Below are 15,393 nucleotides of genomic sequence, written 5' to 3'. Positions count from 1 at the left end.
TAGAAGAGGGGAGCAAAAGGGGAATTCATGTTCACGTCATCGCGCCAGCATTTCATTGCCGCCGCTCTCGCCATTATCGTTCTGGCGGTGGCGGGGGTTGTCGTTGCCGGTCTCTTCGGCGCTGCCGCCGAGCGCGTGCTGACGGTTTTCTTCATTTCGCTGATCGCGGTGACGGGCATTGGTGTCTATAGCGGCAACAGCGGTATCCTGAGCTTCGGTCATGTGGCCTTCATGGGCATTGGCGCTTATGTTTCAGGCCTTCTGACGCTGCCGGCGGGGCTGAAGATGGCGACGCTGCGCGGGCTGCCTGACTGGCTTGCGGCCACCGAGCTCTCGCTCATCCCGGCCATCATCGTTGCTGTTCTGGTGACGGCGGTGATTGCGCTTCTGATCGGCATTGCCATCGGCAGGCTGGAAGGGTCGGCGGCGTCGATTGCCACGCTCGGGCTTCTGGTGATCGTGCATGGCGTGATCATCGGCTGGCGCGATGTGACGCGCGGCGCGCAGTCCTTTTTCGGCGTTCCGCGCGACACGACGCTGATCATCGCTGCGGTGGCCTGCGTGATCGCGCTGATCGCGGCGCGCTGGTATCGCGATTCGCTTTCCGGCCTGCGTTTGAGGGCGGGCCGTGAGAACGCCATCGCTGCAAAGGCCGTGGGCATCAATGTTCAGCGCGAACGCCTCGTCTCATGGGTCCTGAGCGCTGCGATCATGGCGCTTTCAGGCGCGCTGATCGCGCATTTTCTGGGCGCGTTCAGCCCCAAGAAATTCTATTTCCACGACACGTTCCTGCTGCTGGCAATGCTGATCGTCGGCGGCATGACGACGGTGACGGGCGCCATCTCCGGCACGATCCTGATCACGGTCATCACCGAAATCCTGCGCCGCTTTGAAAGCGGTCTTTCCATTGGCGGTTTCGAATTGCCGGCGGTGTTTGGCACGACGCAGATCGGCATTGGCCTGCTCATCCTGTTTGCCATGTTCCGCATGTCGGAAGGTGTGATGGGATTGAAGGAATGGGAAGAGCGCGTCTTCCCGTTCAGGCCGAAGCGTGGCAAGGCCGAGGCGCTTGGCAAGCGCACGAGCGACGACCGGCTGAAGGTCGAGCATGTGTCGATGCAGTTTGGTGGTCTGCGCGCGGTGGACGATGTGAGCATCTCCGTCAATCCGGGCGAGATCCTGGGCCTTATCGGCCCCAACGGCTCTGGCAAGACGACGCTTTTGAACATCATCTCCGGCGTGCTGAAGCCGACCGAAGGCGATGTGGTGCTGGGCTCGAAGTCTCTCACCGGCGTGGCATCGGAGAAGATTGCCGATTCCGGCATTGCCCGCACCTTCCAGAACATCCGTCTTTTCCCGACGCTGACCGTCTATCAGAACGTTCTGGCGGCGGCCCTTTCCACCCATGGCGGAAAGAATGCGGAGGAGCGGGCCGGTGCAGCACTCGCCCGCCTCGGCATCGAGGAACGCGCCGGCGAGGATGCGGGCACGCTGTCCTATGGTGAGCAGCGCCGGGTGGAGATTGCGCGCGCACTCGCCTGCGAACCGACGCTGCTTCTGCTCGATGAACCGGCTGCCGGCATGAACCGCGAGGAGACCGACGATCTGATCGAACGGCTGAAGGTGCTTTCTGCCGATCTGGGACTGGGCGTCGTGCTCGTCGACCACGATCTGAAACTGATCAACGAACTGTGCGACCGCATCGTCGTGCTCAACGAAGGAAAGCTCATTGCGGATGGCGCCCCGGCCGCCATCCGGGAGAACCCGGCGGTCATCGAGGCGTATCTCGGGCCGGGCAAGGCCGCCTGACAAACGAATGAACAAGAAAGAGGGAACCGACATGAACAAGCTGCTCATATCCACGCTTCTCGCCAGTGCGATGGCGTTTCCGGCTGCGGCCGAAACGCTGCGCGTTGGCGTCGCAACCGCGCAGACCGGCGCGCTCGCGCCCTTCGACACGCCCGTGATCGACGGCATCCACATCGCCGTGGACGAGATCAACGAGGCCGGCGGCATCGACGGCAAGATCAAGATCGAGCTTCTGGAAAAGGATGTGCGTTCCGACGCGGCGCAGACCTCCATCGCCACCCAGGAACTGGTGGATGAAGGCGTTTCCGTGATCGTGCTGCCCTGCGATGCGGACCCGTCACTGGCGGCGATTGGCGTCATCACCGAGGCGCAGATCCCGGCCATTTCCACCTGCGCCTCCTCACCGACCCTGCCGCAGATCGGCGGCGACTACATGTTCGCCAACTTCCCCGGCGACAATGTGCAGGCCACTGTTTCGGCCAAATGGGCCTATGACGAGGGCCACCGCAGCGCCTACATCATCTATTCGCCCGACACGCAGTACACGACCATGCCGCTCTACTTCGCCGAAGTGTTCGAGAAGCTTGGCGGCAAGATGCTTGGCGAGGACACGCACACGATCGGTCAGCAGGATTTCTCCGCCATTGCCACGCGCATCGCGGCGCTCGATCCCCAGCCTGACGTGATCATGACGTCGACCTATGAGCCGGATTTCCCCTCCATGTTGAAGGCGCTGCGCGCAGCCGGTGTGGAAAGCCAGATCATCGGTTCCGACGGCATCGACAGCCCGACCACCTTCTCGCTGGGTGCTGTGGCCGAAGGACTTGTCTTCACCACGGCAGGTCACCCGACCGAGGGCAGCCCGCTCGAAGCCTTCAACAAGAAGTTTGAAGAGGTGAACGGCAAGGCACCGGAAACCGTGTTCAATGCGGTTGGCTACGACCTCATCAAGGTCATCGAAGCGGCGGTGATCGCGGCGGACGGCTCCACCGATGCGCAGACGCTGCGCGATGCCATCGCCAATCTGGAGAACGTGCAGGGTGCGACGAGCACCATCACCTACAAGGGCACCGACGGCATGCCGCTGCGCGAGGTGAGCCTGATCCGCGTGAAGGATGGCGGGCGTGAATTGATCGGACAACCGACACCGGACGCTTCGCTCATCCCCGAACCCCGCGTTCAGTGAGGTAGGATACGTGTCTGCGCTACTGACAGTCCAGTCGCTTCAGGTTCAATACGGTGCCGTCAATGCGGTGCGCGGTATCGATCTGGAGGTGCGTGAAGGCGAAATCATCGCGCTTCTGGGCGCCAATGGCGCGGGCAAGTCCTCGACGCTCAATGCGCTGGTCGGTCTGGCACCGGCCAGCGCAGGCAAGATTACCTTCAAGGGGCAGGACGTGACCGGCAGCGCGCCGGAGCGTTTCGCCTCCCTTGGCATGACGCTGTCGCCCGAGGGGCGGCGCGTCTTCGGCACGCTCAGCGTGCAGGAAAACCTGCTCATGGGCGCTTACTCCATGCGGGACAAGGCCGAGATCAAGACGGCCTGGGAACGGGTCTTCGACCTTTTTCCGATCCTGCGTGAGCGTCGTGAACAGTTTGCTGGAACGCTTTCGGGCGGCCAGCAGCAGATGCTGGCCGTTGGCCGTGCGTTGATGAGCAATCCGCGTCTTTTACTGCTTGACGAACCGTCGCTGGGGCTCGCGCCGAAGATCGTCGAGCAGGTTTTCGAGCTGATCACCGTGTTGCGTAAGCAGGGGGTGACCATGGTGGTTGTCGAGCAGAACGTCTCGATGGCGCTCGAGGTCGCGGATCGTGGATACGTGATGGCCAGCGGCCGCATCGCTGCCTCCGGCACGGCCGCCGAACTGCGCAATTCCGACACGCTGCAAGCTGCCTATCTGGGGGCCGATTAATGGATCTGTTTCTACAGCAAACCGTCAATGCGTTTGCACTGGGCGGCACCTATGCGCTGCTGGCGCTGGGCCTTGCCATGGTCTTCTCCACCATGGGGCTAATCAATTTTGCGCATGGCGAACTGATGACCATCGCCGGCTATATCCTGATGGCCTGCGGGCTGGCGGGTGTACCTTTCGCGTTTTCCATTCTTCTGGCCATTGCGGCTGCGGTGCTGGCCGCAATCGTCATGGAACGCATTGCCTTCCGGCCGGTCAGAAACGCGTCCGGCGCGACCATGCTGGTGACGAGTTTCGCGGTCTCGATGATCTTGCAGGTTCTGTTTCAGAACTTCATTTCCGCCCGCTCGCAGGCTGTTCTGGTGCCGGAAATCCTGTCTGAAAGCGTGCGTTTCGGCGGGCTTGTGATCGGCGTCAACAAGATTGCCGCCATCGTCACCACCATCGTGATGCTGATCTTCCTCGACCGCTTCATGAAGCACCACCGCATCGGCATTGCCATGCGGGCGGCGGCGGAAGACTTCTCCGTCGCGCGCCTTATGGGCATCCGCGCCAACACGGTGATTGCCGGTGCGTTCGCGCTGTCGGGTTTTCTGGCCGGCGTTGCCGCGGTTCTCTGGGTGAGCCAGCGTGCCTCGGTCGATCCGCTGATGGGCTTCACGCCCGTTCTGAAAGCCTTCATCGCGGCCATTCTTGGCGGGCTCGGCTCGCTGCGTGGCGCCGTGGCCGGCGGCTTCCTGCTGGGTTTTATCGAAATCTATCTGGCCGCCTACCTGCCGTCCGGCATGCAGGAATTCCGCGATCCCATCGCCCTTTGCCTGGTCGTTCTTGTGCTGATCTTCCGCCCGAACGGCCTTATCCCGTCGCCAGCCCTCAAGGCGGAGAAAGTATGAGCCTTCACACATCTGTCGGGGAAAGCGGTCGGCTTCTGTCGCCGCTCGACCCGGATCCGGTCACGATCATCAACGGGGACAGCACCTTCCCAGTTCTGCTTGTTTGCGAGCATGCAGGGAAGACGGTGCCGCAGGCGCTTGGTGACCTGGGGCTGAGTGCGGATGCGCTCAATGCGCATATCGGCTGGGATATCGGTGCTGCCGGAGTTACCCGGCTTCTCGCTGACAGGATCGGCGCAACCGCAGTGATGCAGAGCTACAGCCGACTGGTGATCGACTGCAACCGCCCGCCCGAAGCTCCCGATGCGATGCCGGAGGTGAGCGATGGCGTGCCGGTGCCGGGAAACCGGGGCGTGACGCAAGAAGGGCGCGCGATGCGTAGGCGGGAGATTTTCGACCCTTTCAACGCTGCCGTGAAAGAGTTGCGCAGCCAGCCGCAGTGCCGGGCGATCCTGTCGATCCACAGTTTCAACCCGCAGCTTCGCGATGGCGTAAAGCGGCCATGGGAAATCAGTTTCCTTTATCGCAAGGACACAGCGACCTCCGAGCGGCTGAGGCAACTCGTGCTGGAGAATGCGCCGAACCTGACCATAGGCATGAACGAGCCCTACCAGATCGATGATGAGTCGGACTGGTTCGTGCCACGCCACGGCGAAGAAAGCGGCCTGCCGCACAGCCTCATTGAAATTCGCAACGACCTCATTGCAGATGCCGGGGGACAGGCAGAATGGGCAAAGCTCATGGCCGCCGTCGTGCATCGCTTCGCAACGGAGTTATAAACATGGAACTCACGCGCAACGTTCCCATCGAGCCGGCACAGGCGGCAATCCTCTATGTGGATGTGCAGAATTTCAGCGCCAAGAAGAAGGGCGCAGAGTTTGTCGATCTCGACGAGAAGACGCTGAACGAGAAATATGGCTGGTATTTCGACCGGCTTGAAGGTGAGGTGATCCCGCGCATGCAGAAGCTGCAGGCGGCCTGCCGCAAGGCCGGCGTGGAGGTGATGTACACCACAATCGAAAGCCTGACGCTCGACGGGCGCGACCGCAGCCTCGACTACAAGATCACGGGCTTCAATGTGCCCAAGGGCTCCTGGGACGGAAAGGTGATCGACGAGATCGCGCCGGGCGAAGACGAGATCGTGCTGCCGAAGTCTTCCTCCTCCGTCTTTGTGTCGACCCATATCGACTACATTCTGCGCAATCTGGGTGTGAAGCAGCTCATCATTTGCGGTTTGATCACCGATCAGTGCGTGGAGAGCGCTATTCGCGATGCCTGCGATCTGGCTATCTGGTGACACAGGTGACCGATGCCTGCCTGACCTACAGCCAGGAACGCCACGACAACTCACTGCGCACCATCAAGGGCTATTGCCGACAGGTGACGACGGAAGAGTTGATTGCGGAGCTCTCCTAGATCAGGAGTTCCCAACGACCCTGAAAGTGGTCTAGATCGCTGCATGGATGACACGGCCGGAAACGGCACGCGGGAGGGTTCAGCATGACCGCAATTCTTGACACGGTTCCGCACTTTTCTGAGGAAGAGGCGGCAGGCCTTCTCAAAGATGTCTATGGCATCGAGGGCACGCTTTCGGCTCTGGCGAGCGAACGGGACCAGAATTTCCGGGTCAAGACGCCGGAAGGCGCGTTCATTTTCAAGATCGTCAATGCGGCGGAGCCGGTCGAGGAGAGCGATTTCCAGACGGCGCTCCTGCAGCATATCCAGTCCGCTGCGCCTGACCTGCCGGTGCCGCAGCTTCTGCCAACGCTCAAGGGCGAGGCGCTGGGTTCTGTTGAAGGGGCGAACGGTGCGGCGCACCGGCTGCGGCTTGTCAGCTGGATCGAGGGCACACCGCTTGCCGAAGTGCCCCGCAGCGAGGCGGCCATGGAAAGCCTCGGCGAACTGCTCGGCCGGTTCAACAACGCGCTTTCCGGCTTCATGCACCCCGGTGCGGTGCGGGCGCTCGACTGGGATCTGCGCCTTGCCGGCAACAGCCGCGCGCGGCTTGACCATATCCGCGATGCGGACGATCGCGCGCTTGCTGAGCGTTTCATCACGCGCTTCGAGACGAATGTGCTGCCACGGCTTTCGCGCCTGCGCGGCGGGGTGATCCACAATGACGCCAATGACTGGAACGTGCTGGTCGATCCGGCGGATCACACGAAGATCTGCGGCCTGATCGATTTCGGCGATGCGCTTTACAGCGCGCTGATCTGCGAAGTGGCTATTGCCGGCGCTTACGGCGCGCTCGACTGCGACGACCCGCTGGGGGCCATCGGTGCGCTGGCGGCGGGGTTCCATGCGCAATATCCGCTGCTGGAAGAAGAAATCGACCTGTTGTTCGATCTCGTCGCCATGCGACTTGTCACCTCGGTGACGATCTCGGCCAGTCGTCAATCGGAGGTGGCCGACAATCCCTATCTTGCTGTCAGCGAGAAGCCTGCCTGGGATCTTCTGCGTCGGCTTGGTGCCATGGACCCGCGCTTTGCGACGGCCATCCTGCGAAACGCTTGCGGCTTTGAGGCCATGCCGGGAGCGCGCGCGGTGAAAGGCTGGCTTGCGAAAAACCGCCGCCGTTTCGCGCCGGTGCTTTCGCGACCGGCTGCGAGCTATCCGACAGCCCATGTGCCGCTTGGCGACCGGAGCGATGCGATCGCCATCGCCTCCGCCGAAGAGCGACCTGACGAGGCGCAGGGGCTCTGGGAAGAAGCGGTGGGCGACGCAAGACGCATACTGGGTATCGGCCCGTGGGGCGAGGAGCGCGGTGTATACACAAGTGAGATTTTCGAATCCTGTCTGATCGCCGGCACCCGCCGCACGCGGCATCTGGGGCTCGACCTCTTCCTGCCGGCTGGCACCGCCCTTTATGTGCCGCTTGAGGCAACCGTGCGCGAGGTGAGCATAGAGCCGGCGCGGCTTGGCTATGGTGCGGTGATGGTGCTGGAGCATGCGCCGGAAGATGGCCCTGCCTTCCTGTCGCTATGGGGACACCTTGCCCATGAGGTGGTGGACCGGCTGAAGGTGGGCGACCGGATCGAGGCCGGTGCGTTTCTGGCCCATATGGGCGGGTCGAAGGAAAATGGCGGCTGGATGCCGCATCTGCACCTGCAGATTTCCTGCGACACGACGATGAGCGCTGACGACATTCTGGGCGTTGGCGAGACGCGCTATCTGGAAACGTGGGGCGAGCTCTTCCCCGATGCGAGCGATTTTGCCGGGCTCGTGGCGGTGGATGCGGGCCGGCTTTCCAAGGCCGAGATCGTGGAGAAGCGCCAGTCGCTGCTGCTGCCGAACCTGTCGATTTCCTACGAGGAACCGATCAAGTTTGTGAAGGGCGAGGGCGTGTGGCTCATCGACGACCGTGGCCGCGCCTATCTCGATTGCTTCAACAATGTCTGCCATCTGGGCCACTGCCATCCGGCGGTGGTGGAGGCATTCGCCACACAGGCGGCGACGCTCAACACCAACACGCGCTACCTGCACGACAACATCGTCGCCTATGCGGAGCGGTTGACGGCGACCATGCCGAAGGAACTCTCCATCGCGGCCTTCGTGAACTCGGGTTCGGAGGCAAACAGCCTGGCACTGCGCATGATGCGGGCGCATACGGGCCGGGAGAACGCCATCGTTCTCGACTGGTCCTATCACGGCACGACGCAGGAACTGGTGGATCTCAGCCCCTACAAGTTCCGCCGCAAGGGCGGGCAGGGGCCGAAGCCGCATGTGCATGTGGCCGAACTGCCGGATGCCTATCGTGCGCCGGCCGACTGGCCGCAGGAAGAGATGGCGCAGCGGTTTGCCGCAAGCGTTGCCGAGCAGATCGACACGATGGCGGCGAAGGGCGAGGCCCCGGGCTTCTTCATCGCCGAGTCCATCCCGAGCGTTGCCGGGCAGGTGTTCATGCCGGAAGGCTATCTGGACGAGGTCTACCGCATGGTGCGGGCAGCAGGCGGCCTCTGTATCGCAGATGAGGTGCAGGTGGGCTTCGGACGCATCGGCAGCCATTGGTGGGCATTCGAGACGCAGGGCGTGGTGCCCGACATCGCCACGGTGGGCAAGCCCATCGGCAATGGTCACCCCATGGGCGCGCTGGTGGTGCGGCGCGAGATCGCCGAAAGCTTTCACAACGGCATGGAGTATTTCAACACGTTCGGCGGCAACCCCGTCTCCTGTGCGGTGGGGCTTGCGGTGATCGACACGATCGAGCGCGACGGCCTGCGGGAGAATGCGGCGGAAATCGGCGCCTATCTCAAGGCAGGCTTCATTGAGCTTCAGCATCGCTATCCGCTGATCGGCGATGTGCGTGGCATGGGGCTGTTCCTTGGCATCGAGCTGGTGGAGGACCGCGAGACCAAGGTTCCGGCCACGGCGACGGCGCGCGCGATCTGCAATGAGGCGCGGGCGCGCGGGGTGCTGATGGGCACCGAAGGCCCCTATGACAATGTGCTGAAGATGCGCCCTTCGATGATCTTCTCCAAAGCCAATGCGGACCATCTGCTGGGCGTTCTGGAAGAGAGTTTCGAGGCAGTGGCGCGGGCCGGCTGAGGCCTTCAGGGGCCGGACGAAACGCTGCGTGAACGCGACGCTGATCCATGATATGGTCGGGGCGTGCATATTGACATAAAGATATCTTTATGTGATGCAGGCCCAACTTAATTCAAGGATGAAAAGCGTCGCGTATGTCGTCTATCGATGAACTGTTTGGCCCCGTCGGCGAAAAGCCGGATGGATCTGAAATCTTCGCCGCGCTGCACAAGGCTGCGCGCGAGCGTATTCTCATCCTCGACGGCGCGATGGGCACGCAGATCCAGGGGCTCGGCTTCGACGAGGACCATTTTCGCGGTGACCGGTTCATCGGCTGCGCCTGCCATCAGCAGGGCAACAACGACCTGCTCAACCTGACGCAGCCCAAGGCTATCGAGGAAGAGCATTTCCGCTATGCGATGGCGGGCGCGGACATTCTCGAGACGAACACCTTCTCTTCCACGACCATCGCGCAGGCCGATTACGGCATGGAGAAGATGGTCTATGAGCTTAACCGCGATGGCGCGCGGCTTGCCCGCCGTGCGGCCAAGCGTGCCGAAGAAAAGGATGGCGTGCGCCGCTTCGTGGCAGGCGCACTCGGGCCGACCAACCGCACCGCTTCCATCTCGCCGGACGTGAACAATCCCGGCTACCGTGCCGTGACCTTCGACGATCTGCGCATTGCCTATGGCGAACAGCTGCGCGGGCTGCTCGATGGCGGCGCGGATATGGTTCTCATCGAGACGATTTTCGACACGCTGAACGCCAAGGCGGCGATCTTCGCATGCGAGGAAATCTTCGCAGAGCGGGGCATCCGCCTGCCGGTAATGATCTCCGGCACGATCACCGACCTTTCCGGACGCACGCTTTCCGGCCAGACGCCGACGGCCTTCTGGCATTCGGTGCGGCACGCCAAGCCGGTCACGATCGGTCTGAACTGCGCGCTGGGTGCTGCGGCCATGCGCCCGCATCTGGCGGAGCTTTCGGGCGTGGCCGACACGCTGATCTGCGCCTATCCGAATGCCGGTCTTCCGAACGCCTTCGGCCAGTATGACGAAAGCCCGGAGACCATGGCCGCACAGGTCCAGGAATTCGCGCGCGAGGGGCTTATCAACGTGGTCGGCGGCTGCTGCGGCTCGACGCCGGAGCACATTGCCGCGATCCGCGACGCGGTGGCGAAGCATCCGCCGCGCAAGATTCCCGAGCGTGCGCCGCAGATGCGTCTTTCGGGCCTGGAGCCCTTCACGCTGACCGACGATATTCCCTTCGTCAATGTGGGCGAGCGCACCAATGTCACGGGCTCGGCGAAGTTCCGCAAGCTCATCACCGCGGGTGATTACGCGACCGCTCTGGATGTCGCGCGCAACCAGGTGGAAGGCGGCGCGCAGATCATCGACATCAACATGGATGAGGGCCTGATCGACTCAAAGAAGGCGATGATCGAGTTCCTCAACCTGGTGGCGGCGGAACCCGACATCGCGCGGGTGCCGGTGATGATCGACTCCTCCAAATGGGAGGTGATCGAGGCCGGCCTGAAATGCGTGCAGGGCAAGGCTGTGGTGAACTCCATCTCGCTCAAGGAAGGCGAGGAAGCGTTCCTGCATCAGGCCAATCTGTGCCGCATGTATGGCGCGGCAATGGTCGTGATGGCCTTTGACGAAACCGGTCAGGCCGACACTGAGGCGCGCAAGGTGGAAATCTGCACCCGCGCCTACAAGCTCCTGACCGAGAAGGCCGGTGTCGCTCCCGAAGACATCATCTTCGATCCGAATGTGTTCGCTATCGCGACCGGTATCGAGGAGCACGACAATTACGGCGTCGACTTCATCGAGGCGACGCGCGAGATCATTCGCACCCTGCCGCATGTCCATATCTCGGGCGGCGTGTCGAACCTCTCCTTCTCGTTCCGCGGCAATGAGCCGTGCGCGAGGCAATGCACGCGGTGTTCCTCTATCACGCCATTCAGGCGGGCATGGACATGGGCATCGTCAATGCCGGTCAGTTGGCCGTCTATGACGCCATCGATGCCGAGCTGCGCGAGGCCTGCGAGGACGTGGTGCTGAACCGCACGCCGAAGGCCGGCGGGACGGCAACGGAGCGCATGCTGGAGATTGCCGAGCGTTTTCGCGGCACCGGCGGGCGCGAGGCGAAGGAGAAAGATCTCTCCTGGCGTGAGCTGCCGGTCGAGAAGCGGCTGGAGCATGCGCTGGTCAACGGCATAACGGAATACATCGACGCGGACACCGAGGAAGCACGGCTGAAGGCCGAGCGCCCGCTGCACGTGATCGAAGGGCCGCTGATGGCCGGCATGAATGTGGTCGGCGACCTGTTCGGCGCGGGCAAGATGTTCCTGCCGCAGGTGGTGAAATCCGCCCGCGTGATGAAGCAGGCCGTGGCCGTTCTGCTCCCCTATATGGAGGAGGAGAAGAAGGCCAATGGCGGCGGCGAACGTCAGAGCGCCGGCAAGATCCTGATGGCCACGGTGAAGGGCGATGTGCACGACATCGGCAAGAACATTGTCGGCGTGGTTCTCGCCTGCAACAATTACGAGATCGTCGATCTCGGCGTGATGGTGCCGGCGGCGAAGATCCTCGAGACCGCGCGTGAAGAGAAGGTCGACATTATCGGGCTTTCCGGTCTCATTACCCCCTCGCTGGACGAGATGGTGCATGTAGCGACCGAGATGGAGCGCGAAGGGTTCGACATTCCGCTTCTGATTGGCGGCGCGACGACCAGCCGTGTGCACACGGCGGTGAAGATCCACCCGAGCTACGATCGCGGGCAGGCGGTTCACGTGAACGATGCGAGCCGTGCGGTGGGCGTGGTCTCGAACCTGCTTTCGCCGGAAGCGCGTGACGGTTACGTCGCCAATGTGCGCGAGGAATATCGCAAGGTGACGGAGGCGCATGAGCGCTCCGAGCGTGAGAAGCAGCGTCTGCCGATCGTCAGGGCGCGCGCCAATCCCCACAGGATCGACTGGGCGGACTACACGCCGCCGCAGCCCGCTTTCACCGGCACGAAAGTGTTCGAGAGTTGGGATCTCGAGGAACTGGCGCGCTACATCGACTGGACGCCGTTCTTCCAGACCTGGGAACTGAAGGGGCGTTACCCGAAAATTCTTGAAGACGAGAAGCAGGGCGAGGCGGCGCGGCAACTCTTTGCCGACGCGCAGTCGATGCTGAAAAAGATCATCGACGAAAAATGGTTTGTGCCGCGCGCCGTGGTCGGGTTCTGGCCGGCCAATGCGGTGGGCGACGATGTGCGCCTTTTCACCGATGAGACGCGCAAGGAGGAACTTGCATCCTTCTTCACTCTGCGCCAGCAGCTCACCAAGCGCGGCGACAAGCCGAATGTCGCGCTTTCGGACTTCGTTGCGCCGGCGGACAGCGGCAAGCCGGACTGGATCGGCGGGTTCGTCGTGACGGCAGGCATCGAGGAAGTGGCAATTGCCGAGCGTTTCGAGCGGGCAAACGACGACTACAATTCGATCCTCGTGAAGGCGCTGGCCGACCGGTTTGCGGAAGCCTTTGCCGAGCGCATGCATGAGAAGGTCCGCAAGGAGTTGTGGGGCTATGCCGGCGACGAAAACTTCACCCCTGAAGAGCTGATTGCGGAACCGTATCTCGGCATCCGCCCGGCTCCTGGCTATCCGGCACAGCCCGACCACACCGAGAAGGTGACGCTGTTCAGGCTTCTGGATGCGGAGAAGAATGCGGGCGTTGAACTGACCGAAAGCATGGCCATGTGGCCGGGCTCCTCGGTGTCGGGTCTCTACCTTTCGCATCCAGAAAGCTATTATTTCGGTGTTGCCAAGGTCGAGCGCGACCAGGTGGAAGATTACGCGGCGCGCAAGGGCATGGATGTGGCGGAGGTGGAGCGCTGGCTAGGGCCGGTTCTCAACTATCTGCCGGCCTCCTACACGCAGGCCGCCGAATAGCGCCTATTCGCGGACGGGCGCGGCGCAGACGCGTGAGCGGGTGAGGAAGCGCTTTTCCCGCCCGTTGTCGAGCGAGAACATGCCGCCGCGCCCCGGCACCACGTCGATGATCAGGTCGGTGTGCTTCCACGCCTCGAACTGCGATGCGCTGATGAAAACCGGCGTCTCGCCGATGTGGCCCAGAAGCACATCCTGATCGCCGACGATGAAATCACCGCGCGGGTAGCACATGGGCGAAGAGCCGTCGCAGCAGCCGCCCGACTGATGAAAGAGGACGGGGCCGTGATCGGCGATGATCTCGGCAAGAAGCTCACGTGCTTCGGGTGTTGCTGAAACCTTGTCGTTTATGGACATGCGCAACCCTTTCGGAGGATGGCAGGCGGGGGCCGAAAGCTGGCGGCTAAAGCCTCCCGCCTGCCGGGGCAGCTTCTTCCCGGAACGGGAAGAAGCATCTCGTAACGTCTGACCGGTAGAAGGTCGGTCAGATCGCCGTATCGCCTGAACTCAGAAGAAGCCCAGCTTTTTGGGGCTGTAGCTCACCAGCATGTTCTTGGTCTGCTGGTAGTGATCGAGCATCATCTTGTGCGTCTCGCGGCCGATGCCGGACTGCTTGTAGCCGCCGAAGGCCGCATGGGCCGGATAGGCGTGGTAGCAATTGGTCCACACGCGGCCTGCCTGAATGCCCCGGCCGAACCGGTAGAGCCGGTTGGCATCGCGGCTCCAGATGCCGGCGCCAAGGCCGTAGAGCGTGTCATTGGCGATTTCCATGGCCTCGGCATCGTCCTTGAAGGTCGTGACCGACACGACGGGGCCGAAAATTTCTTCCTGGAAAACGCGCATCTTGTTGTGGCCCTTGAAGACTGTCGGCTTGACGTAATAGCCGCCGGCCAGATCGCCCGGCAGATGCGCCTGCGCGCCGCCGGTCAGCACTTCCGCGCCTTCCTGCCTGCCGATATCGATATAGCTCAGGATTTTCTCAAGCTGCTCGGAAGAGGCCTGCGCGCCGATCATGGTGGCCGGGTCGAGCGGGTCTCCCTGCACGATCTGTTCCACGCGCTTGAGCGCGCGCTCCATGAATTCGTCATAGATCGCCTCGTGAATGAGGGCGCGGCTCGGGCAGGTGCAGACCTCGCCCTGATTGAGCGCGAACATGACGAAGCCCTCGATGGCCTTGTCGAAGAAATCGTCGTCCTCGGCGGTGACATCCTTGAAGAAGATGTTGGGCGACTTGCCGCCCAGCTCCAGCGTGACCGGGATCAGGTTCTGGCTGGCATACTGCATGATGAGCCGGCCGGTGGTGGTCTCGCCGGTGAAGGCGATCTTGGCGATCCGGTTGGAGGAAGCGAGCGGCTTGCCGGCTTCAAGGCCGAAACCGTTGACGATGTTCAAAACGCCTTCAGGCAGGATGTCGCCGATCAGGTCCGCCCACAGCATGATGGTGGCGGGGGTTTGTTCGGCGGGTTTAAGCACCACGCAATTGCCGGCGGCCAGCGCTGGCGCGAGCTTCCAGCAGGCCATGAGCAGCGGGAAGTTCCACGGGATGATCTGGCCGACCACGCCGAGCGGCTCGTGGAAATGATAGGCGACGGTGTCGTCGTCGATCTGCGAGATGGAGCCTTCCTGCCCGCGAAGAACGCCGGCAAAGTAACGGAAATGGTCGATGGCCAGCGGCAGGTCGGCGGCGGTCGTCTCGCGGATCGGCTTGCCGTTGTCCCAGGTTTCCGCGCGCGCCAGAAGTTCGAGGTTTTCTTCCATCCGGTCGGCGATGCGGTGGAGCATCAGGGCGCGTTCGGCCGGGCTGGTGCGGCCCCATGCGTCCTTGGCCTTGTGGGCGGCGTCGAGCGCCAGCTCCACGTCGGCTGCGTCGGAGCGCGCGATTTCGCCCAGCGGCTGGCCGGTGACCGGCGAGTTGTTTTCGAAATAGCGCCCGGATTTCGGCGCGACCCATGCGCCGCCGATGAAATTGTCATAACGCGTGGCGAAGGGCGCTTTCGCGCTGCGTGCGAATTCAACCTTGTTCATGAAATCCTCCGAATTCAAACCGCGTCATGCGGCATGAAGGGAAGGGTAGGCCCGGGTTTCCCGGTGCGTCAGAGGGGGAGGCGCGGGGGCGTGCGTCACCTGTCTCAGATCTGCGACAGGTGACGCATCGAAACGTTCCGGAGAGCGCTAATGGGTGCGGCCGATGCCGAGCCTGGCCATCTTGCGATGCATCGTGGCACGGGAAATGCCCAGCTGGCGCGCGGCCTCGGAAACATTGCCGCCGGCGCTGACAAGCGCGCGCTGGAGGGCGCTGCGCTCGGCCCCTGCAAGGCCG

General features: G+C 62.7%; 9 protein-coding genes and 2 pseudogenes. 8 read left to right on the top strand and 3 right to left on the bottom strand.

What is annotated here, in order from left to right:
- The first annotated feature begins 27 nt into the window (after nt 1-27).
- From JCM21793_RS04235 to metH, 8 genes and pseudogenes are all read left to right on the top strand, one after another.
- Nucleotides 28-1,809, top strand: coding sequence for a branched-chain amino acid ABC transporter ATP-binding protein/permease (locus tag JCM21793_RS04235; protein ID WP_025029560.1), 1,782 nt, complete (start codon nt 28-30; stop codon nt 1,807-1,809).
- A gap of 7 nt (nt 1,810-1,816) precedes the next feature.
- Complete coding sequence (locus JCM21793_RS04230) at nt 1,817-2,995, top strand: ABC transporter substrate-binding protein (RefSeq protein WP_244439656.1); 1,179 nt, start codon at nt 1,817-1,819, stop codon at nt 2,993-2,995.
- Between the two features lie 10 nt (nt 2,996-3,005).
- The gene (locus tag JCM21793_RS04225; RefSeq protein ID WP_025029558.1) at nt 3,006-3,722 is read left to right on the top strand and encodes an ABC transporter ATP-binding protein; all 717 of its coding nucleotides are present in this window, start codon (nt 3,006-3,008) and stop codon (nt 3,720-3,722) included.
- Entirely contained in the window at nt 3,722-4,615 is an 894-nt protein-coding gene (locus JCM21793_RS04220) for a branched-chain amino acid ABC transporter permease (RefSeq protein ID WP_007006903.1), read from the top strand. Before JCM21793_RS04225 ends, JCM21793_RS04220 begins: the two co-directional genes overlap by 1 nt.
- Entirely contained in the window at nt 4,612-5,394 is a 783-nt protein-coding gene (locus JCM21793_RS04215) for an N-formylglutamate amidohydrolase (protein WP_025029557.1), read from the top strand. The genes JCM21793_RS04220 and JCM21793_RS04215 overlap by 4 nt, the downstream gene beginning before the upstream one ends.
- 2 nt (nt 5,395-5,396) lie before the next feature.
- Nucleotides 5,397-6,031 (top strand): annotated as a pseudogene (locus JCM21793_RS24070) (cysteine hydrolase family protein).
- Between the two features lie 84 nt (nt 6,032-6,115).
- Entirely contained in the window at nt 6,116-9,160 is a 3,045-nt protein-coding gene (locus tag JCM21793_RS04205) for an aminotransferase class III-fold pyridoxal phosphate-dependent enzyme (RefSeq protein ID WP_025029556.1), read from the top strand.
- Nucleotides 9,161-9,294: 134 nt separating this feature from the next.
- A pseudogene (metH, locus tag JCM21793_RS24065) lies at nt 9,295-13,076 on the top strand (methionine synthase).
- Between the two features lie 3 nt (nt 13,077-13,079).
- Here the strand turns inward: metH and JCM21793_RS04195 are convergent.
- The 3 genes from JCM21793_RS04195 to JCM21793_RS24060 all read right to left on the bottom strand — a co-directional run.
- The gene (locus JCM21793_RS04195; RefSeq protein WP_025029555.1) at nt 13,080-13,424 is read right to left on the bottom strand and encodes a DUF779 domain-containing protein; all 345 of its coding nucleotides are present in this window, start codon (nt 13,422-13,424) and stop codon (nt 13,080-13,082) included.
- Nucleotides 13,425-13,580: 156 nt separating this feature from the next.
- Nucleotides 13,581-15,098 (bottom strand): aldehyde dehydrogenase, encoded by a 1,518-nt coding sequence (gene adh, locus JCM21793_RS04190; RefSeq protein WP_025029554.1) that lies wholly within the window; start codon nt 15,096-15,098, stop codon nt 13,581-13,583.
- A gap of 147 nt (nt 15,099-15,245) precedes the next feature.
- Nucleotides 15,246-15,393 (bottom strand): helix-turn-helix domain-containing protein (locus tag JCM21793_RS24060; RefSeq protein ID WP_036539588.1); only part of this gene is annotated, 148 nt, incomplete at its 5' end.

Origin of the sequence: Nitratireductor aquibiodomus NL21 = JCM 21793, from assembly GCF_000615975.1 — a bacterium.
Taxonomy (GTDB): domain Bacteria; phylum Pseudomonadota; class Alphaproteobacteria; order Rhizobiales; family Rhizobiaceae; genus Nitratireductor; species Nitratireductor aquibiodomus.
This window is presented reverse-complemented; position numbering and strand designations above follow the sequence as displayed.

Coding starts and splice junctions, on each gene's coding strand:
- JCM21793_RS04235 (WP_025029560.1), top strand. CDS start 28: ATGTTCACGTCATCGCGCCAGCATTTCATTGCCGCCGCTCTCGCCATT.
- JCM21793_RS04230 (WP_244439656.1), top strand. CDS start 1,817: ATGAACAAGAAAGAGGGAACCGACATGAACAAGCTGCTCATATCCACG.
- JCM21793_RS04220 (WP_007006903.1), top strand. CDS start 3,722: ATGGATCTGTTTCTACAGCAAACCGTCAATGCGTTTGCACTGGGCGGC.
- JCM21793_RS04215 (WP_025029557.1), top strand. CDS start 4,612: ATGAGCCTTCACACATCTGTCGGGGAAAGCGGTCGGCTTCTGTCGCCG.
- JCM21793_RS04205 (WP_025029556.1), top strand. CDS start 6,116: ATGACCGCAATTCTTGACACGGTTCCGCACTTTTCTGAGGAAGAGGCG.
- adh (WP_025029554.1), bottom strand. CDS start 15,098: ATGAACAAGGTTGAATTCGCACGCAGCGCGAAAGCGCCCTTCGCCACG.